The following is a 20094-nucleotide window of genomic DNA, read 5'->3' on the forward strand; positions in this document are numbered from 1 at the left end:
GTCGTGCCCGGTCCGCACGTCGTGCTCGTCGGCCCTCCCGGTTCGGGGAAGTCGACGGTCGGGCTCGCGCTCGGCGAGCGGTGGCAGCTGTCCTTCCGGGACACCGACGCCGACGTCGAGGCGGTGGCTGGAAAGGCGATCGCTGAGATCTTCGTCGAGGACGGTGAGCCGCAGTTCCGCGCGCTCGAGGCCGCGGCCGTCGCAGCCGCGCTCGCCGAGCACGACGGCGTGCTGTCGCTGGGCGGGGGAGCGGTCCTGGACCCCGGGACGCAGTCCCTGCTCGCCGAGTACCGCAGCGGTGGTGGGGTCGTGGTGTTCCTGGACGTGAGCCTCGCACACGCTGCGCCACGCGTGGGGTTCAACACGTCACGCCCGCTGCTGCTGGGCAACCCTCGAGCGCAGTGGAGCGCCCTCATGGAGGCACGTCGTCCCGTCTACGAGAGTGTGGCGACGATCCGCGTGCTGACCGACGGCCAGCGCCCGACGGACGTCGCCGAGGTGATCGAGCTGGAGCTGGCCGCGCTGCGGCGACTGGACATCGAGGGGGAGACGCCGTGAGCGAGGCCAGGACCGTTCGGGTCGAGGGCGACCAGCCGTACGACGTCGTCATCGGCCGGCACCTGCTCGGAGAGCTGCCTGACATGCTCGGGTCCAGCGTCCGTCGGGTGCTCGTCGTGCACCCGACAGCGCTCGCGACGACCGCCGACGCGGTCCGGGAGGACCTGCTCGCGCACGGCTACGAGGCGTTCATCGCCGAGATCCCCGACGCCGAGGAGGCCAAGACGTCGCAGGTCGCGGCATTCCTGTGGCAGGTGCTCGGCCAGGCCGACTTCACCCGAAGCGACGCGGTCGTGACGGTGGGCGGTGGAGCGACCACGGACCTCGGGGGCTTCGTCGCGGCGACGTGGCTGCGCGGCATCCGGGTGGTGCACGTCCCCACGACGCTTCTCGCGATGGTCGACGCCGCGGTCGGCGGCAAGACGGGTATCAACACGGCCGAGGGCAAGAACCTGGTCGGTGCGTTCCACCCGCCGGCCGGGGTGCTCTGCGACCTCGCCGCGCTCGAGTCGATGGCGAAGCACGACTTCGTCGCTGGGCTGGCCGAGGTGGTCAAGTGCGGTTTCATCGCCGACCCGAGGATCCTCGAGCTCGTCGAGGAGAACACCGCCGTGCTCCTGGACCCGGCGACCGCCGCGTCGTCGCCCGTGCTGCTCGAGCTCGTCGAGCGTGCGGTCGCCGTGAAGGCACGCGTGGTGGGGGAGGACCTCAAGGAGGGCGGCCTGCGCGAGATCCTCAACTACGGGCACACGTTCGCGCACGCGGTCGAGCACGTCGAACGGTTCCAGTGGCGTCACGGTGCGGCCGTCTCGGTCGGCATGATCTATGTCGCTGAGCTGGCGCGCCTTGCGGGCAGGTTGTCCGACGAGGTGGTCGACCGTCACCGGTCGATCCTGACGTCGCTCGGTCTGCCGGTGAGCTACCGCGGCGACCGGTGGGACCGGCTGCTCGCGGCGATGCGTCGGGACAAGAAGACGCGGGGAGACCTGCTGCGCTTCGTCGTCCTGGAGGACATCGGCAAGCCGGCGCGCCTCGAGGGTCCGGACCCGACGCTCCTTGCGGCCGCGTACGCCGAGGTCAGCGAGGGCGCTCCGCAACCGTCGCGGGCGATCTCGCTGTGAGCCGCGCGGCGCCACCCGCAGGCGAGCACACCGTCCTAGGCTCGCGGCCATGACGCGTGTGCTGGTGCTCAACGGACCGAACCTCGGGCGCCTGGGGATCCGCGAGCCGGAGGTCTACGGCTCGGCGACCCACGACGATCTCGCGGCGGCCGTCGAGAAGTGGGCCGCCGACCTCGGGCTGGACGCCGAGCTCCGTCAGACCGATGACGAGTCGACGCTCGTCGGCTGGCTGCACGAGGCGGTCGACAGCCGCGCGCACGTCGCCCTCAACCCCGCGGCGTTCACGCACTACTCCTACGCGCTCCGCGACTCCGCCGCGCAGGTCACGCACGCCGGGCTGGTGCTCGTCGAGGTCCACCTCTCCAACCCCTACGCCCGCGAGGCGTGGCGGCACGTCTCGGTCATCGGGCCCGTCGCCACCGGAACCGTCGCAGGGTTCGGCCTCGAGGGCTACCGGTTCGCCTTGGAGGCGATCGCCTCGCGCGTCTGAGCCGATCGCCTCGCACGTGTGAGGCGGTGCCTGACCCGCACGGTAGAATGGTCGACGGTCTGCGGCCGTCGAGGTCGAGCATGCCCCAGGGGTGAGCCGCCGGCGGACCGCTCCGAGGACTCATCACTCGACAGGAAAGCGACGATCGTGGCGACCACCAACGACCTGAAGAACGGCACCGTGCTGAAGATCGACGGCCAGCTGTGGACCGTCATCGAGTTCCAGCACGTCAAGCCCGGCAAGGGTGGCGCCTTCGTCCGCACCAAGCTGAAGAACGTGCTGTCCGGCAAGGTCGTGGACCGGACGTTCAACGCCGGCCTGAAGATCGAGACGGCCAACGTCGACAAGCGCGACATGCAGTACCTGTACAAGGACGGCACCGACTTCGTGTTCATGGACACGGACACGTACGACCAGATCAACATCCCCGAGGCCACCGTCGGCGACGTCGCCAACTTCCTCCTGGAGAGCCAGAGCGCGATGGTCGCCACGAACGAGGGCGCCCCGCTGTACGTCGAGCTCCCGCCGTCCGTCGTGCTCGAGGTCACCTACACCGAGCCGGGCCTGCAGGGCGACCGCTCGTCCGCCGGCACCAAGCCCGCGACCCTCGAGACCGGGTACGAGATCCAGGTGCCCCTGTTCCTCGAGGCCAACACGAAGGTCAAGGTGGACACCCGCGACGGGAGCTACCTCGGCCGTGTGAACGACTGAGGTGGGCGCTCGCACCAAGGCACGCAAGCGCGCGCTCGACGTCCTCTTCGAGGCGGACCAGCGCGGCGTCGACCCGGTGAGCCTGCTCGCGCGGCGCATCACGGAGCCGGGCACCGAGGCGTCGCTGCCCCAGTACTCCGTCGACCTGGTCGAGGGTGTCATCGCGGAGCAGGTCCGCATCGACGAGCTGCTGGCGACGCACGCCCACGGCTGGACCATCGACCGGATGCCTGCCGTCGACCGTGCGCTGCTGCGGATCGGCACCTGGGAGATCCTGTTCAACGACGACGTCCCGGACGCGGTCGCGGTCGACGAGGCCGTCGAGCTGGCACGCTCGCTGTCCACCGACGACTCTCCGACGTTCGTCAACGGGCTCCTCGGCAGGATCGTCGACCTGAAGCCGACGCTGCTCGCCTGACACGGCACGTACGACAAGAGCGCCACCCTCGGGTGGCGCTCTTTCGTTGTTCTGGGGTCAGACCCTCTGCTGCATCGAGAGCACGGGCGCCTCGCGTGGTCCCTGCGTCGGGACAGCGCGCAGCGTGCGCGCCGGGGGGACGACCGAGAGCACCCCGGTGGTGGGCCGCGGCCCACGGACGGGGATCCCCGGAGCGGCGCGGCCCAGGAAGTTGCCCTGGACGCGCGTGACGCCCATGGCGACGAGCGCCGTCAGCTGGTCGGGTGTCTCGACGCCCTCGGCGACGACCTCCAGCCCATGCGTCTGCGCGAGCGCGACGATCGCGCGGACCACGCCCTGACCACGCTCGGTCCCCATGTCGCGCACGAACGAGCGGTCGATCTTGAGCTGGTCGACAGGAAGCCGGGCGATGCGCGCCAGCGAGCTGTAGCCCGTCCCGAAGTCGTCCACGGCGATCTGGGCGCCGCGGGCGCGGAGCTCGGACAGCACGGGGATCGCTGACGTCGTGTGCACGAGGGCGCTCTCGGTGATCTCGAGCGTCAGGTGCTCCCAGAACGCGTCGCCCCAGGCAGTCTCGATCTGGGCGAGCGCGTCGGGCTCGGCGAGCTGTCGCGCGGCGATGTTGACTGCCACGGGCATCTGGAACCGCTCGAGCGCCTGACGGGCCTGGCCCAGCACCGACAACCCGATGGGCACGATGAGACCGGTCTCTTCTGCGAGCTCGAGCCAGTCGGCCGGCAGGATCATGTGGCCGTGGTGGTCCCAGCGGGCCAGCGCCTCGACCTGGACGATCTCGAGCGTGTGGGCGTCGACGATCGGCTGGAAGTAGGCGGTGAAGTGCCCCGCGGTCACGGCGGACTCCAGCGCCGCACGCTGCTGCCGCTGGGCTTCGACGCGGCGGCGCAGGACACGGTCGAAGACCCGGAAGCCCGCATGGGTGCGCTTGGCCTCGAGCATCGCCGTGTCCGCGTGCCGGACCAGGGCGTCGGCGTCGACGATGTCGCCGGGGAGCCAGGTAGCGACACCGACCGTCAGTCGGGCGGGTCGGCTGCCCACGCTGCGGTCGACGAACCCCTCGCGCAGGTTGCGGGCCAGCGCGACCAGGTCGACGTCGGACGGTGCACGTGACAGGACGACGACGAACTCGTCACCGCCGAACCGGCCGATGTAGGCCTCACGGTCCTGGAGCGCGGATCGCAGGTAGTCGGCGACGCGGACGAGGAGTGCGTCGCCGCTCGCGTGGCCGAGCGCGTCGTTGACGCCCTTGAACCCGTCGAGGTCGCAGTAGATCAGCGAGACGCGGGTGCGCTCGACGTTCGCCTGGTCCAGCACGTCCGAGAGGTGCCGCTCCACCGACCGGCGGTTCGGTAGCCGCGTCAGCGAGTCGGCGTAGGCGGTCGTCTGCAGACGCTCCGCGAGCTGGTAGCGCTCAGCGGCCGCGGAGACGATCTGTGCGAGGTCGATCAGGAACGCCCGCGCCTGCGCGGAGTGGTCCACCTTCTCGGAGCTGTACAGCTCGGTGACGAACCGGTCTCGCGCGATGGGGCGCAGCGACCCTTCGATGCTCGGGTCGGCGAGCACCGTGCGGGCCTCGTCGCGCGCACTCTCCAGCAGCGGGTCCGCATCCTTGACGAACCAGGCGGCGTTGGCCAGGCGTGCGACGGCGTCGCGCATCAGGTGCTGCAGCGCGGCGTTGTCCTGAGCGTCGCGGAGCCGGCTCAGCGCGACCACCTCGAGCGCGAGCGCGAGAGGGATCGCCCACAGTGCTCCGAAGATGCCACCGAGACCACGGTCGGGGGTGAGGACACCCGCGGTGAAGATCGCGAGCGACTCTGCTCCGGCCACCACGACGAGCGTCCCGAACCTGGTCAGTCGAGTCCGGCCGACGGCGACGACGACGTAGCCGACAACGATGATCGTGGGCACCAGCAGCAGCGCCTCGTTGAGCAGGTCCGGATCCACGGCGCTCGGCAGGAGCTCGTCGGGGACCCACCACACGACGGCGCGCACCGCGAACAGGCCACCCGCCGCCCAGACCCACACCCCGATGGGTGGGCCGCCCGCGATCGCCCGGGTAGCCGGGACGGCGAGGACGATGAACGTGGCGATGAGCTGTGCGTGGGCGAACAGGAGCGTGTCCTGGAACGTTCCGGGAAGCGTCAGGGCGTGCAGGCCACCGAGCGCGAGCACCAGGGACATGTTGAGCGACCACGTGAACGACCACGCGGCACTCAGGGGCCGCTCACCCCGCCACCACATCCACTGGAGCACGCAGAAGCCGCCCACCACTCCGGCAGCGAGCAGCTGGAGGATGGTGACCCACGTCGGAACGGATGCCAGCACGAACTGGACATCGTCACGCGGAGGCCTCCGGATGACGTGGCATCCGGGTGACGGACACACCATTCGCCCTGGCTGCGGTGTCCTCGGACACGGGCGGCGGGCTGCGATCATGTCCCCGTGACCACCGCTCCCGGCCCGGACGTGCCCCCGCATCGGCTCCCGCGGCGCACCATCACGTCCTACGCGATCGGCTCGGTGGCGACCGGTGGCTTCGGGACGCTGCCGGGACTGGTCCTGGCGTACTACCTCACGGACACCCTGGGCGTCGCGGCCGGTCTGGCAGGTCTCGTGGTCACCGTCCCCAAGCTGTGGGACGTGGTCATCGACCCGTTCATCGGCGCCCGGTCAGACACCTCGGCGGCTCGGCACGGGAGCCGCCGCAGCTTCCTGCTCACGGGCGCCCTGACGCTGCCGCTGCTGTTCGCTGCCGTCTTCGCCACTCCGCGCGCGCTCGAGGGCACGTCGGCGGCGGTATGGGTGGTGCTGGCGTTCGTCGCAGCCGCGACCTCGTTCTCGGTCTTCCAGGTCCCGTACATCGCCCTGCCCGCAGAGATCGCGCCCGACTACGCGTCGCGGACGCGCTTGCTCGCCCCGAGGATCGCCGTCCTCGCACTGGCGATCCTCGCCTTCGGCGCGGGTGGACCGTTGGTGCGAGACGCCGCAGGGGGCGGACGGGCCGGCTATGCGGTCATGGGCCTGGTGGGCGGTCTCACGATCGGCCTCGGGATGCTCGCGACCTGGTCGGGTGCACCTCGACGCGCGGAGGTCGCCTCCGCGAAGCCCGTCCGTACGCACGCCCAGGCCCGGGGCGAGGCGTTGCGGCTCGGGCTCGCCGCTCTGCGGGAGATTCCCGCGTTCCGGCTCCTGCTCGCAGCCTTCCTGCTGCAGGCGCTCGCGACCGGCGCGATGCTCGCCGGCGCGCAGTACGTCGCGACCTACACGCTGGGTGACGAGAACGCCGTGACGTTCCTCTTCGTCGCACTCGTCGCACCTGCACTCCTGGTCATGCCGGTAGGGACCAGGCTGGCCCGCCGGTTCGGCAAGAAGCGCTCGTTCATCGGTGCGTCCTTGCTGTTCAGCGTCGCCGCGCTCTCCCTGGTCCCGATGCGGTGGGCGCCCGGTGGGTGGGTCTACGCATCAGTCGCCCTGGCCGGGGTGGCCTACGCCGGGATGCAGCTCTACCCGCTCGCGATGCTCCCTGACGTGATCGCCGTCGACGCGCGGGAGCGGGGCGAGGACCGTGCCGGCGTGCTCGGCGGGGTGTGGACCGCGGGGGAGACGGCCGGGCTGGCACTCGGCCCGACGCTCGTGCTCGGCACGCTGGCCGTCACCGGGTTCGCCTCCAAGACCGTCGACGAGACGGTCACGCAGCCCGGCTCCGCTCTGACCGGGATATCCCTCGCGTTCTCGCTCCTTCCTGCTGCCCTCGCGCTGCTCAGCCTGGTACCCCTGTCCCGCTACCCGTTGTCGGCCGACGTGGTCGACCACACCACCCTGCTGGAGGCCCACCCGTGAGCACCGACCGCAGCTCCGGGCGGCCTGCCGCCGACGTCCTCGCCGACCTGGCGTCGTGGCGCGCGGGAGACCCCCCGACGCACGGGGGCCGGATCCTGTCGTACGTCTACGACCCTGGACGCGCCGACCTCGACGACGTGGCCGCCGACGCCGTCCGCATGTACATGCCCGTCAACGGGCTGGATCCCACCACGTTCGCGTCGGTCGCCGAGCTCGAGAGCCGCATCGTCGCGTTCGCCCGGGACGTGCTGCACGGCGACGAGCAGACGGTCGGGTCGGTGACGTCCGGTGGGACCGAGTCCTGCATGCTCGCGGTGAAGTCGGCCCGCGACCTCTGGCGCGCGACCCACGATCCGACCGACCGTCCGACGCTGGTCCTGCCGACGACCGCCCATCCGGCGTTCCACAAGGCTGCGCACTACCTCGACCTCGACGTCGTCGCGGTGCCTGTCGACCCGCGCACGGGTGCGCCCTCGGCCGCGGACGTCCTCGCCCGCGTCGACGAGCGGACGGCCCTGGTGGTCGTCAGCGCGCCCAGCTACCCGTTCGGTGTGATCGACCCGGTCGCCGAGGTCGCGGCCGCGGCAGGCGTCCCCGTGCACGTCGACGCCTGCATCGGCGGCTGGGTCCTGCCGTGGTGGGGCGGGATCGATCAGCCGTGGGACCTGGCGGTCCCGGGCGTCACGTCGGTCTCCGCCGACCTGCACAAGTTCGGCTACGCCCCCAAGGGTGCCTCCGTCGTCCTCTACCGCACCCGCGCCCAGCACCGCGCGCAGTACTTCGCCACGACGGCGTGGCCGGGCTACCCGGTGGTGAACCCGACGATGCTCGGCTCGCGCGGTGTGGGGTCGATGGCCGCCGCGTGGGCGGTCCTGCAGGTCCTGGGCACAGACGGGCTGCGGGATCTCGTCGGTGAGACCCGGCAGGCCACCGACGCGCTCGCCGTGGCCGTCTCGCAGATCGCGGGCCTTCGCGTCGTCGGCAACCCGACAGGCCCCCTCGTGGCGATCGCCACCGACGACGCGGCGGACCCCGCCGACCAGGTGGACCCGTTCCTCCTGATCGACGCGGTGCGCCGTCGCGGCTTCCTCCTGCAGGCGCAGCCGGCGATGACGCAGGGCGACGGCTCGGTTCTGCCACGCACCGCGCACGTGACGGTCACCCCCGTGACCCGGCGGGTGGTGGGCGAGCTCGTCGCGGCGCTCACCGCTGCCGCCGCTGAGGTCCGTGGCCTGCCGGCCGCCGCACCGGACCCGTCGCTGGCGAGCACGGTGCTGAGCGACGGCCTGCCCGACGACCTCGCGGTCGTCATGGCGACGCTCGAGGCGCTGCCGCCCGAGGTCGTGCAGCCCTTGCTCGTCGAGGTGCTCGCCGCCACAGTCGACCCGGCTCGGACGGCGCCTTCCGGGAGGTAGGGTGGCTGGTCGACAGACATTCCTTTAAGGCCCGTCCTGTGAGGCGGGGAAGGAGCTGCTGGATGAGCCCTGCCGTGCCCCTGGAAGAGTCCGACGACGAAGTCGGCAACCTCGTCCTCGGCCCCCCGGAGATCGCCCGGGCGCTGACGCGCATCGCGCACGAGATCCTCGAACGCAACAAGGGCGGCTCCGACGTCGTCCTGCTCGGCATCCCCACCCGTGGCCTGCCGCTGGCCCGGCGTCTCGCCGAGCGCCTGGAGGCGGTCGAACCCGGGTTGGACGCGTCGCGCCTGGTCGGGAGCCTTGACGTGACGATGTACCGCGACGACCTGGCCCACCACCCGACACGCACGATCGGTGAGACCGACATCCCCGGTGGCGGTCTGGACGGCAAGGTCGTCGTCCTCGTGGACGACGTCCTGTTCTCCGGGCGAACCATCCGTGCGGCGCTGGACGCGATCAGCGACCTCGGCCGCCCGCGGGCGGTCCAGCTCGCCGCACTCGTCGACCGCGGCCACCGAGAGCTTCCCATCCGGGCCGACTACGTCGGCAAGAACCTGCCGACCTCCACCACCGAGCGGGTGCGTGTCCTGCTTCAGGAGAGCGACGGCCGAGACGCCGTGCTCATCGAAGGAGGCACCCGATGAAGCACCTGCTGTCGACGGCCGACCTCACCCTGGCCGACGCCATCCGGATCCTCGACACCGCCGGGTCGATGGCCGCGACCCAGGGCCGGGAGATCAAGAAGCTGCCCACGCTGCGCGGCCGCACGGTCGTCAACCTCTTCTTCGAGGACTCGACCCGGACGCGCATCTCGTTCGAGACGGCCGCGAAGCGCTTGTCGGCGGACGTCATCAACTTCTCGGCCAAGGGGTCGAGCGTGTCCAAGGGCGAGTCCCTCAAGGACACCGCGCTGACGCTGCAGGCCATGGGCGCCGACGCGGTCGTCATCCGGCACCACGCGTCCGGCGCACCGCACACCCTCGCCACCAGCGGCTGGACCCACGGCGCCGTGATCAACGCCGGCGACGGGATGCACCAGCACCCGACGCAGGCGCTGCTGGACGCGTACACGCTCCGCCGGCACCTGTCGGGGCCTGGGGACGTGACGGGTCGCGACCTGACCGGGCTGCGCGTGGCGATCGTGGGGGACGTGCTGCACAGCCGCGTCGCGCGCTCCAACGTCCAGCTCCTGCACACGCTCGGTGCGGACGTCACGCTCGTGGCTCCACCCACGCTCGTGCCGGTCGGGGTCGAGGCGTGGCCGGCGAAGGTCTCGTACCACCTCGACGAGACGATCGCCGACGACAAGCCCGACGCCGTGATGATGCTCCGCGTGCAGCGCGAGCGGATGTCGAGCGCGGGCGGCGGGTTCTTCCCCAGCCCGCTCGAGTACACCCGCCGGTACGGGCTCGACGCTCGCCGGCTCGCCGCACTGTCGGACCACGCGATCGTGCTGCACCCCGGTCCGATGAACCGGGGCCTGGAGATCTCCGCCGACGCGGCCGACTCACCTCGCGCGGTGATCGTCGAGCAGGTCGCGAACGGTGTCGCCGTGCGCATGGCCGTCCTCTATCTCCTGCTGGCTGGTGGCGACGCCGCCCCGGCACGTCCGACGAACGACGAAGCGAAGGTGAACGCGTGAGGACCTACCTGCTGCGTGACGTCAGCCCGCTGGGCGACGGCACGACCGACGTCCTGCTCGCGGACGGAGTGATCGCCGCGATCGGCGCGGACGCCGAGGCCAAGGCCGGCGACCACCCCGTGATCATCGCCGGTTCGGGCCTCGTGCTGCTGCCCGGCCTGGTCGACCTGCACACGCACCTGCGTGAGCCGGGCCGTGAGGACGCCGAGACCGTGCGCAGCGGCACGCGAGCGGCCGCGATGGGCGGGTTCACGGCGGTGCACGCGATGGCGAACACGTCGCCCACCCAGGACACCGCGGGCGTCGTCGAGCAGGTCTGGCGGCTCGGTCGGGACGCGGGCTGGGTGGACGTGCGACCGGTCGGTGCGGTGACGGTCGGGCTCGACGGGGAGCGCCTCGCCGAGCTGGGCGCGATGGCCGAGTCGGCTGCGGCCGTGCGGGTGTTCTCCGACGACGGCAAGTGCGTGCACGACCCCGTGCTGATGCGCCGGGCCCTCGAGTACGTCAAGGCGTTCGACGGTGTGATCGCGCAGCACGCGCAGGAGCCACGGCTCACCGAGGACGCCCAGATGCACGAGGGAGTCGTCTCGGCGGAGCTCGGGCTGCCGGGCTGGCCTGCTGTCGCGGAGGAGGCGATCATCGCGCGTGACGTGCTGCTGGCCGAGCACGTGGGATCCCGCCTGCACGTCTGCCACCTGTCGACCGCCGGGTCTGTCGAGATCATCCGGTGGGCGAAGTCCCGAGGAATCGACGTGACCGCCGAGGTCACCCCGCACCACCTGATCCTCACCGACGAGCTCGCGCGCGGCTACGACCCGGTGTTCAAGGTCAACCCGCCGCTACGCACGCAGCGCGACGTCGAGGCCGTCCGGGCAGGCCTGGCGGACGGGACGATCGACATCGTCGCGACCGACCACGCCCCGCACACCCGCGAGGACAAGGACTGCGAGTGGGGCGCGGCCGCGTTCGGGATGACCGGCCTCGAGACCGCGCTCTCCGTCGTGCAGGAGACGATGGTCGACACCGGTCGCCTCACGTGGGCAGACGTGGCCCGAGTGATGTCCACGGCGCCGGCGCAGATCGGCCGGGTCAGCGACCACGGCCGACCGATCGCCGTGGGGGAGCCGGCCAACCTCGTGCTCGTCGACCCGGGCATCCGCCGTGTCGTCGTGCCCGAGGAGCAGGCGACGCACAGCACGAACTCGCCGTTCCGTGGTCGCGAGCTGGCAGGTTGCGTCATCGCGACGTGGCTGCGGGGCCGTGCCACGGTGATGGACGGGTCGGCGTGCGACGAGTCCGTGGTGGTGAGCTCTTGAGACCTGCCACCCTCGCGGTCGTCATCCTGATCGGGATGGTCGTCGTGGCCCTGCTGGTGATGCGGATGGGCTGGAACGCCCGCGCGCGCCGGACCATCCAGTTCGTGCCGTCGCTGCCTGAGGTCCCGACCGAGCTCGGTCGGTCGCTGCTCGGGCCGGTGGCGGTGGTCTACGTGTCGACCACGCGCTCCGGTGACTGGCTCGAGCGGATCACGGCACACGGGCTGGGCGCGCGGAGCCGAGCCGAGGTCGAGGTGTTCGACCGCGGCATCCGCGTGCTCCGTACAGGAGCACCTGACCTGTTCGTACCGACGAGCGCGCTGCGTGACGTGACCGTCGCCCCGGGGATCGCGGGCAAGGTGGTCGGTGGCGACGGCATCGTCGTCGTGACCTGGCTGGCCACGCCTGACGACCCCCGCGGCGTGGACACCGGGTTGCGCCCCCGCCACGCCGCCGACCGCGAACGTCTCGTCGACGCGATCGCACCACTCATTCGTCTGACCCCGGGGGCCACGGCCCCCGCGCAGGAGGAGAACTCATGACCCAGGCACTGCTCGTCCTCGAGGACGGCCGCACGTTCACGGGACGCCCCTACGGAGCACACGGCTCGACGCTGGGGGAGATCGTGTTCAACACCGGGATGACCGGCTACCAGGAGACGCTGACCGACCCGTCGTACCACCGCCAGATCGTCGTCATGACGGCGCCGCACGTCGGCAACACCGGCGTGAACGACGAGGACCAGGAGTCCGCCCAGATCTGGGTCGCCGGCTACGTCGTCCGTGACCCCGCTCGGCGCCCGTCGAACTGGCGCTCCGTGCGCACGCTCGATGACGACCTGGTGGCACAGGGGATCGTCGGCATCAGCGAGATCGACACGCGCGCCCTGACCCGGCACCTGCGTGAGCGCGGCGTCATGCGTGCCGGCATCTTCTCGGGCGACGCCCTGACGGGTCCCGACGGCGAACGTCGGCCCGAGCACGAGCTCGTCGCGCAGGTGCTGTCCGCACCCGCGATGGCCGGCGCGGACCTTGCAGGTGAGGTGTCCACCGACGTGGCGTACGTGGTCGAGGCCCTCGGCCCCGACGGGTCGCCCCTGGAGACGCCCGTCGCCACCGTCGCAGCGGTCGACCTGGGGATCAAGGCGATGACCCCGCAGCGTCTCGCCGAGCGCGGGGTGCGCGTGCACGTGCTGCCCGCGAGCTCGACGTTCGCGGACATCGAGGCGGTGTCTGCGGACGGTGTCTTCTTCTCGAACGGGCCAGGTGACCCGGGTGCCGCGACCCACGAGGTGGAGCTGCTGCGCGAGGTGCTGGACCACAGGATCCCGTTCTTCGGCATCTGCTACGGGAACCAGATCCTGGGGCGGGCGCTCGGCTACGGCACGTACAAGCTCGGATACGGCCACCGTGGCGTGAACCAGCCGGTCATGGACCGGCTCACCGGCAAGGTCGAGATCACCGCCCACAACCACGGCTTCGCGGTCGACGCACCGCTCGACGGGGAGTCGGTCGCGCCGCACGACGACGGCCGCTACGGCCGCGTCGTCGTCAGTCACGTCGACCTCAACGACGACGTCGTCGAGGGCCTGCGCGCGCTCGACCTGCCGGCGTTCTCGGTCCAGTACCACCCGGAGGCCGCGGCCGGCCCGCACGACGCCGCCTATCTCTTCGACCGCTTCCTCGACCTCATGACCGATCCCGCGAACGCACAGAAGAAGGGTGCCGCCTGATGCCCCGGCGCACAGACATCAGCAGCGTCCTCGTCATCGGGTCCGGCCCGATCGTCATCGGCCAGGCCTGCGAGTTCGACTACTCCGGCACGCAGGCCTGCCGCGTGCTCAAGGAGGAGGGCCTGCGGGTCATCCTGGTCAACTCCAACCCCGCCACGATCATGACGGACCCGGAGTTCGCCGACGCCACCTACGTCGAGCCGATCACGACCGAGGTCCTCACGACGATCATCGCCAAGGAACGCCCCGACGCGATCCTGCCGACCCTGGGCGGCCAGACGGCGCTCAACGCCGCGATCGCCCTGGACGAGGCGGGCGTGCTGGAGATGTACGACGTCGAGCTCATCGGCGCCAACATCGCCTCGATCCAGAAGGGCGAGGACCGCGAGCAGTTCAAGGAGGTCGTCGCTGTCTGCGGCGCGGAGAGCGCGCGGTCCGCGATCGTCCACACGATCGAGGACGCGCTGGCCGCTGTCGAGGACCTCGGCTACCCGGTGGTCGTGCGGCCGTCGTTCACCATGGGCGGCCTCGGGTCCGGTATCGCGTACGACGAGCCGGACCTGCGGCGCATCGTCGGCCAGGGTCTGCACTACTCGCCGACCACCGAGGTGCTCCTGGAGGAGTCGATCCTCGGCTGGAAGGAGTACGAGCTCGAGCTGATGCGTGACAAGAACGACAACGTCGTGGTCGTCTGCTCGATCGAGAACCTCGACCCGGTCGGCGTGCACACCGGCGACTCCGTCACGGTGGCACCGGCCCTGACGCTCACCGACCGTGAGTACCAGCGGCTGCGCGACATCGGCATCGCGGTCATCCGCGAGGTCGGCGTGGACACCGGCGGCTGCAACATCCAGTTCGCGATCGAGCCCTCCACGGGCCGCGTGGTCGTCATCGAGATGAACCCGCGCGTGTCGCGGTCCTCGGCGCTGGCGTCGAAGGCGACCGGGTTCCCGATCGCCAAGATCGCCGCCAAGCTGGCGATCGGCTACACGCTCGACGAGATCCCGAACGACATCACCGGGGGATCGACGCCGGCCTCGTTCGAGCCCACGCTCGACTACGTGGTCGTCAAGGTGCCGCGGTTCGCGTTCGAGAAGTTCCCGGCAGCGGACGACACGTTGACCACGACCATGAAGTCCGTCGGCGAGGCGATGGCGCTCGGCCGCAACTTCACCGAGGCCCTCGGCAAGGCGATGCGGTCGCTGGACAAGAAGGGCTCGACGTTCCACTGGACCGGCGACGTCCTGACCGGCGACGCCCTCGACGCGCTCACCGCGACCATCGGACGACCGACGGAGCACCGCCTCGTCGACGTCCAGCAGGTGCTGCGGGCCGGGGTGTCCCTGGAGACGGTCTACGAGCTGACCGGCATCGACCCCTGGTACATCGACCAGATCCAGCTCATCAACCAGGTGGCGGCCGACACGGCTGCCGCACCGGCGCTGACGCGTGACGTCCTCCTGCACGCCAAGCGGCACGGTCTGTCGGACGTGCAGGTCGCGACGCTGCGCGGCACCTCCGAGGACGCCGTCCGCGGTGCCCGGCACGCGGTCGGCCTGCGGCCGGTGTTCAAGACGGTCGACACGTGCGCGGCGGAGTTCGCCGCGAGCACGCCGTACCACTACTCGTCCTACGACGAGGAGACCGAGGTCGAGCCGCGCACCAGGCCGGCGATCCTCATCCTCGGCTCGGGTCCCAACCGCATCGGTCAGGGGATCGAGTTCGACTACTCGTGCGTGCACGCTGCGCTGGCGCTCAAGGACGAGTTCGAGACGGTCATGGTCAACTGCAACCCGGAGACGGTCTCCACCGACTACGACACCTCGGACCGGCTCTACTTCGAGCCGCTCACCTTCGAGGACGTGCTCGAGGTGTACCACGCCGAGCTGGCCGCGGGGCCGATCGCGGGCCTGATCGTCACGCTCGGCGGCCAGACGCCGCTGTCCCTCGCCCAGCGTCTCGCGGACGCCGGCCTGCCGATCCTCGGGACGTCACCCGCCGCGATCGACGCCGCGGAGGACCGGGGAGAGTTCGGCAAGGTCCTCGAGGCTGCCGGGCTCCCCGCGCCCGCGTTCGGCACGGCCACCACGCTGGCAGGCGCCCGCGACACCGCGCGTCGCATCGGATTCCCCGTGCTCGTGCGTCCGTCGTACGTGCTCGGTGGTCGCGGCATGGAGATCGTCTACGACGAGCACCAGCTCGACGAGTACGTCCAGCGCGCCCTCGACAACGCCGCCGACGGCGGACGTGCGGGCACGCTGTCGCCTCTGCTGATCGACCGCTTCCTCGACGACGCGATCGAGATCGACGTCGACGCGATCTTCGACGGCACCGAGCTTTTCCTCGGCGGCGTCATGGAGCACATCGAGGAGGCCGGGATCCACTCCGGCGACTCGGCGTGCACGCTGCCACCCGTCACGCTCTCGGTGAGCGAGCTCGAGCGCATCCGACTGTCGACCGAAGCCATCGCGCGCGGCGTCGGCGTCCGCGGCCTGCTGAACATCCAGTTCGCGCTGGTGTCCGACGTGCTCTACGTCCTGGAGGCGAACCCGCGGGCCTCGCGCACGGTGCCGTTCGTCTCGAAGGCCACCGGGGTCTCGTTGGCCAAGGCCGCGGCGCTCGTCATGGCCGGCCACTCGATCGCCGAGCTGCGCACGCGCGGCATCCTTCCGGTGGACGACGCGCGCGTCCTCGACCTGGGCTCGCCCGTCGCGGTCAAGGAGGCCGTGCTGCCGTTCAAGCGGTTCCGCACCAAGGAGGGCGTGGTCGTCGACACCGTGCTCGGTCCCGAGATGCGCTCGACGGGCGAGGTCATGGGCTTCGACGTGGACTTCCCGACCGCGTTCGCCAAGTCCCAGGAAGCGGCGTTCGGTGGTCTGCCCAGCGGCGGGCGTGCGTTCATCTCGGTGGCCGACCGCGACAAGCGCTCGATCGTCTTCCCGGTCAAGCGTCTGGCCGAGCTCGGCTTCGAGATCCTCGCCACGGAGGGGACCGCAGCGGTGCTGCACCGCAGCGGCATCACCTCGCGGATCGTGCGCAAGTACTCCGCGGGGCGTGGCGCCGACGGGGAGCCGACGATCGTGGACCTCATCACGACCGGCGAGGTCGACATCGTGGTCAACACCCCGTCGGGTCAGGGTGCGCGTGCGGATGGCTACGAGATCCGCGCCGCCACCACGGCAGCCGACAAGGCGATGGTCACCACCGTCCAGCAGCTCGGTGCGGCCGTCCAGGCGATCGAGGCGGCTCAGGCTGGACCGTTCCAGGTCACGAGCCTGCAGGAGCACGACGCGGCCGCGCTGGTCCGTCGGGAGGCCCGCGCCGCGGCCCGGGTGTCCGCATGACCTTCGGTCAGCGGCTCGCCGCCGCCACGGCGCAGCACGGTCCGCTCTGCGTGGGCATCGACCCGCACCCCGGCCTGCTCGCCGAATGGGGGCTGGACGACGACGTCGAGGGTCTGCGCCGGTTCGCGCTCACGGTGCTCGAGGGCGTCGGCGGGCACGTCGCGGCGGTCAAGCCGCAGGCGGCGTTCTTCGAGCGGCACGGGTCCCAGGGCGTCGCGGTGCTGGAAGAGGTCATCGCAGCGGGCCGGGACACCGGAACGCTCGTGATCGTCGACGCCAAGCGGGGCGACATCGGCTCGACGATGTCCGCATACGCGGACGCGTTCCTGCGCGACGGGTCCCCTCTCGCGGGTGATGCCCTGACGGTGTCGCCGTACCTCGGCTTCGGGTCGCTCGACCCCGCGGTCGACCTCGCGCTCGCGACCGGTCGCGGCCTGTTCGTCCTGTGCCTGACGTCGAACACGGAGGGCCAGGAGGTCCAGCACGCCCGGACGTCCGACGGTGTGAGCATCGCCGCACGCATGGCGTCGCGCGCCGCCGCCCTGAACGCGGACGCGAACCCGCTCGGCTCGATCGGTCTGGTGGTCGGCGCGACGGTCGGCGACGCCGCCGAGCGCACGGGCGTCGACCTGGACGCCGTCAACGGTCCGCTGCTCGCGCCCGGCGTGGGCGCACAGGGTGCCGGATCGCGTGAGCTGGCACGCGTGTTCGGTTCGGCCCGCCGGCTCGTGCTCGCGTCGTCGTCCCGAGCCGTGCTGGCTGCCGGACCGAGCCCAGCGGCCCTGCGCGCCGCAGGTCGGGCTGCGGCGGACGAGGCGGCGGCCGCGCTGGCTCTGTGAGCCTCGAGCCCCGCCGCGGTGGCGCGCCGCCGCAGGTCAGGCGCGGTGGTGCGCGACAGAGCGGATCATCCCCCCACGTTGCCGTTCACCAGGGGGGTCGCTAGTTTCGTTCCATCGGTCCCGCGTAGACGCGTGCTGGATCGCCAGCCCAACGACGAGAAGGTGACGCGCGTGGCACTCCCTCCGCTGACTCCCGAACAACGAGCGGCAGCGCTCCAGAAGGCGGCCGCCGCCCGGCAGGCTCGCGCCGAGGTGAAGAACCGCCTCAAGTACTCCCAGGGGACGCTCTCCGAGGTGATCGCGCAGGGACAGGCTGACGAGACGATCGGCAAGCTGAAGGTGCTTGCGCTCCTCGAGTCCCTGCCTGGCGTCGGCAAGGTCAAGGCACGTGCGATCATCTCCGAGATCGGAATCTCCGAGACGCGGCGTGTCCGTGGGCTCGGACCGCACCAGGTGAAGGCTCTCGTCGACCGATTCGGGTGACGCTGCCCGGTCCTGAGGCGCCGGTCGAGACCCGTCCCGTCCCCGCTCGAGGAGTGCTGCACCACCCATGACGACGACGCCCGCCCGGCTGACCGTTCTCGCCGGACCGACCGCCGTCGGCAAGGGGACCGTGTCCGCCGACGTCCGGTCCCGCTATCCCGAGGTCTGGCTCTCGGTGTCCGCGACGACGCGGTCACCCCGGCCGGGCGAGGTGGACGGGGTCCACTACCTGTTCCTGTCGGGAGACGAGTTCGACCGGATGGCTGCCCAGGGCGAGTTCCTGGAGTGGGCGGTCGTGCACAGCCAGAACAAGTACGGCACTCCCCGCCGGCCGGTCGAGGAACGACTGGCCGCGGGGGAGCCGGCCCTCCTCGAGATCGACCTGCAGGGCGCCCGGCAGGTGCGCGCCTCGATGCCCGACGCTCATTTCGTCTTCCTCGCCCCGCCGTCCTTCGAGGAGCTGGAACGGCGCCTCGTGGGGCGGGGTACCGAAGGATCCGAGGAACGCGCACGACGGCTGGAGACAGCGCGGGTAGAGCTCGCGGCGGCCACGGAGTTCGACCAGATCATCGTCAACGACGACGTGCACCGGGCCACCGACGAGCTCGTCCACGGCATGGGCATCCCGACCAGGTAGGATGGGGCTAGTCCCAACCCTTACGTAACGGGAGATCACCGTGTCCGGAACCGTCGCAGCCCCCACCGGCATCACCGACCCCCCCATCGACCGCCTGCTCGAGCGTGCCGACTCCAAGTACGCCCTGGTGCTCTACTCGGCCAAGCGCGCACGGCAGATCAACGCCTACTACTCGCAGCTCAACGAGGGCCTCCTCGAGTACGTCGGCCCGCTGGTCGACACGCGTCCCCAGGAGAAGCCGCTCTCGATCGCCATGCGCGAGATCGACGCCGGTCTGCTGACGTCCGAGGCCACCGAGGGCTGACCTGCCCGGATGCGTATCGTCCTCGGCGTCGCGGGCGGCATCGCCGCCTACAAGTCCGTGTTGCTGCTCCGGCTGCTGCGCGAGGCCGGCCACGACGTCCGGGTCGTGCCTACGCGCGCCGCGCTGGAGTTCGTCGGTCGCGCCACGTGGGAGGCTCTGTCTGCGCAGCCCGTGACGACCGACGTCTTCGAGGACGTCGACCAGGTCGCGCACGTCGCGGTCGGCAAGCAGGCTGAGCTCGTGATCGTGGCACCGGCGACCGCCGACCTGCTCGCCCGGGCCGCCACGGGCCAGGCGGACGACCTGCTCACCGCCACGCTGCTGGTCGCCCGGTGCCCTGTCCTTCTGGCGCCGGCGATGCACACCGAGATGTGGGAGCACCCGGCGACTGTCGCCAACGTGGCCACCCTCCGGTCTCGGGGCGTGCACGTGCTCGACCCCGTCGCAGGACGACTGACCGGAGCGGACACGGGCCCGGGTCGCCTGCCCGAGCCCGAGGCGATCGCCGAGGCCGCGTTCGCACTGGTCACGACGACGGTGCAGGACCTCGCCGGCCGCCGTGTCGTGATCTCGGCGGGCGGGACCCGGGAACCGCTCGACCCGGTGCGTTTCCTGGGCAACCGCTCGTCAGGCAGGCAGGGTGTCGCGCTCGCCCGTGCGGCGCGCGACCGTGGGGCCCACGTCACGCTCGTCGCCGCGAACCTGACCGTGCCGACGCCCGCCGGACTGGACGTCGTGCGCGCCGAGACCGGGGCCGAGCTGCGCGACGCGGTCCGCGCCGCCGCTAAGGACGCGGACGTCGTGGTCATGGCTGCCGCCGTCGCGGACTACCGCCCCCGGACGGCCGTGGAGACGAAGATCAAGAAGTCTTCCGACGGCTCCGCGCCGGTTCTCGAGCTCGTCGAGACGGTCGACATCCTGGCCGAGCTCGCGCACGAGCGTCTGCGCACGGACCAGGTCGTGGTGGGTTTCGCCGCCGAGACCGGTGACGCCCGCGGGTCGGTGCTCGAGCACGGCCGGGCGAAGGCCCTCCGCAAGGGTGCCGACCTCCTGGTCGTCAACGCGGTGGGCGAGGGGCGCGGGTTCGGTACCGAGGCCAACGACGTCACGATCCTCGACGGCACGGGTGAGTTCGTCGCCTCCGCGTCGGGTACGAAGGACGTGGTCGCGCACCGTGTCTGGGATGCGGTCACTGCCCGGCTCTGAGTCGGAGATCCTTCGCA

The 20094-nt window shown here is 71.3% G+C and carries 19 protein-coding genes; 18 read left to right on the forward strand and 1 reads right to left on the reverse strand.

From position 1 onward, the window contains the following. The first annotated feature begins 3 nt into the window (after positions 1-3). From N553_RS0109590 to nusB, 5 genes are all read left to right on the forward strand, one after another. On the forward strand, positions 4-558 hold the full coding sequence (locus tag N553_RS0109590; protein ID WP_034621980.1) for a shikimate kinase: 555 nt from the start codon (positions 4-6) through the stop codon (positions 556-558). Beyond that, positions 555-1679 carry a 3-dehydroquinate synthase gene (aroB, locus tag N553_RS0109595; RefSeq protein WP_028046330.1) on the forward strand — a complete coding sequence of 375 codons (1125 nt, stop codon included), beginning with the start codon at positions 555-557 and terminating at the stop codon, positions 1677-1679. Before N553_RS0109590 ends, aroB begins: the two co-directional genes overlap by 4 nt. A 49-nt stretch (positions 1680-1728) precedes the next feature. Further along, positions 1729-2169, forward strand: coding sequence for a type II 3-dehydroquinate dehydratase (locus N553_RS0109600; protein ID WP_028046331.1), 441 nt, complete (start codon positions 1729-1731; stop codon positions 2167-2169). Between the two features lie 147 nt (positions 2170-2316). Next, on the forward strand, positions 2317-2880 hold the full coding sequence (gene efp / locus N553_RS0109605) for an elongation factor P (protein WP_028046332.1): 564 nt from the start codon (positions 2317-2319) through the stop codon (positions 2878-2880). A 1-nt stretch (position 2881) separates the two neighbouring features. Beyond that, positions 2882-3298, forward strand: coding sequence for a transcription antitermination factor NusB (gene nusB / locus N553_RS0109610; RefSeq protein WP_028046333.1), 417 nt, complete (start codon positions 2882-2884; stop codon positions 3296-3298). A 57-nt stretch (positions 3299-3355) separates the two neighbouring features. On the opposite strand, the gene N553_RS22070 is transcribed toward nusB, so the two are convergent. Further along, on the reverse strand, positions 3356-5641 hold the full coding sequence (locus N553_RS22070; protein WP_051640050.1) for a bifunctional diguanylate cyclase/phosphodiesterase: 2286 nt from the start codon (positions 5639-5641) through the stop codon (positions 3356-3358). 117 nt (positions 5642-5758) lie between these two features. Between N553_RS22070 and N553_RS0109620 the strand changes: the two genes are divergently transcribed. The 13 genes from N553_RS0109620 (at position 5759) to coaBC (ending at position 20077) form a co-directional block, all read left to right on the forward strand. After that, positions 5759-7156 (forward strand): MFS transporter, encoded by a 1398-nt coding sequence (locus tag N553_RS0109620; RefSeq protein ID WP_028046334.1) that lies wholly within the window; start codon positions 5759-5761, stop codon positions 7154-7156. Further along, positions 7153-8571: an aminotransferase class V-fold PLP-dependent enzyme gene (locus tag N553_RS0109625; protein ID WP_028046335.1), complete on the forward strand. Its 1419-nt coding sequence runs from the start codon at positions 7153-7155 to the stop codon at positions 8569-8571. The genes N553_RS0109620 and N553_RS0109625 overlap by 4 nt, the downstream gene beginning before the upstream one ends. Before the next feature lie 62 nt (positions 8572-8633). Beyond that, positions 8634-9218, forward strand: a complete 585-nt coding sequence (gene pyrR, locus N553_RS0109630; protein ID WP_028046336.1) for a bifunctional pyr operon transcriptional regulator/uracil phosphoribosyltransferase PyrR — start codon at positions 8634-8636, stop codon at positions 9216-9218. Then, complete coding sequence (locus tag N553_RS0109635; RefSeq protein ID WP_028046337.1) at positions 9215-10216, forward strand: aspartate carbamoyltransferase catalytic subunit; 1002 nt, start codon at positions 9215-9217, stop codon at positions 10214-10216. The genes pyrR and N553_RS0109635 overlap by 4 nt, the downstream gene beginning before the upstream one ends. Then, positions 10213-11532, forward strand: coding sequence for a dihydroorotase (locus N553_RS0109640; RefSeq protein ID WP_028046338.1), 1320 nt, complete (start codon positions 10213-10215; stop codon positions 11530-11532). Before N553_RS0109635 ends, N553_RS0109640 begins: the two co-directional genes overlap by 4 nt. Beyond that, positions 11529-12074 carry a hypothetical protein gene (locus N553_RS0109645; RefSeq protein ID WP_028046339.1) on the forward strand — a complete coding sequence of 182 codons (546 nt, stop codon included), beginning with the start codon at positions 11529-11531 and terminating at the stop codon, positions 12072-12074. Before N553_RS0109640 ends, N553_RS0109645 begins: the two co-directional genes overlap by 4 nt. After that, the gene (carA, locus tag N553_RS22075; RefSeq protein WP_034621691.1) at positions 12071-13264 is read left to right on the forward strand and encodes a glutamine-hydrolyzing carbamoyl-phosphate synthase small subunit; all 1194 of its coding nucleotides are present in this window, start codon (positions 12071-12073) and stop codon (positions 13262-13264) included. Before N553_RS0109645 ends, carA begins: the two co-directional genes overlap by 4 nt. Then, positions 13264-16608 carry a carbamoyl-phosphate synthase large subunit gene (carB, locus tag N553_RS0109655; protein ID WP_028046340.1) on the forward strand — a complete coding sequence of 1115 codons (3345 nt, stop codon included), beginning with the start codon at positions 13264-13266 and terminating at the stop codon, positions 16606-16608. The genes carA and carB overlap by 1 nt, the downstream gene beginning before the upstream one ends. Then, a complete protein-coding gene (pyrF, locus tag N553_RS0109660; RefSeq protein WP_028046341.1) occupies positions 16605-17447 on the forward strand; it encodes an orotidine-5'-phosphate decarboxylase in 843 nt (280 codons plus the stop codon). The genes carB and pyrF overlap by 4 nt, the downstream gene beginning before the upstream one ends. Positions 17448-17618: 171 nt before the next feature. Next, positions 17619-17930 carry an integration host factor, actinobacterial type gene (gene mihF, locus N553_RS0109665; protein ID WP_028046342.1) on the forward strand — a complete coding sequence of 104 codons (312 nt, stop codon included), beginning with the start codon at positions 17619-17621 and terminating at the stop codon, positions 17928-17930. A 67-nt stretch (positions 17931-17997) separates the two neighbouring features. Then, the gene (gene gmk / locus N553_RS0109670; RefSeq protein ID WP_028046343.1) at positions 17998-18567 is read left to right on the forward strand and encodes a guanylate kinase; all 570 of its coding nucleotides are present in this window, start codon (positions 17998-18000) and stop codon (positions 18565-18567) included. Positions 18568-18607: 40 nt separating this feature from the next. Beyond that, positions 18608-18871 (forward strand): DNA-directed RNA polymerase subunit omega, encoded by a 264-nt coding sequence (gene rpoZ / locus N553_RS0109675; protein ID WP_028046344.1) that lies wholly within the window; start codon positions 18608-18610, stop codon positions 18869-18871. A gap of 9 nt (positions 18872-18880) precedes the next feature. Next, positions 18881-20077: a bifunctional phosphopantothenoylcysteine decarboxylase/phosphopantothenate--cysteine ligase CoaBC gene (gene coaBC / locus N553_RS0109680; protein WP_028046345.1), complete on the forward strand. Its 1197-nt coding sequence runs from the start codon at positions 18881-18883 to the stop codon at positions 20075-20077. The last annotated feature ends 17 nt before the right edge of the window (positions 20078-20094 follow it).

Origin of the sequence: Cellulomonas sp. URHE0023 (genome assembly GCF_000688475.1) — a bacterium.
Lineage (GTDB): Bacteria > Actinomycetota > Actinomycetes > Actinomycetales > Cellulomonadaceae > Cellulomonas.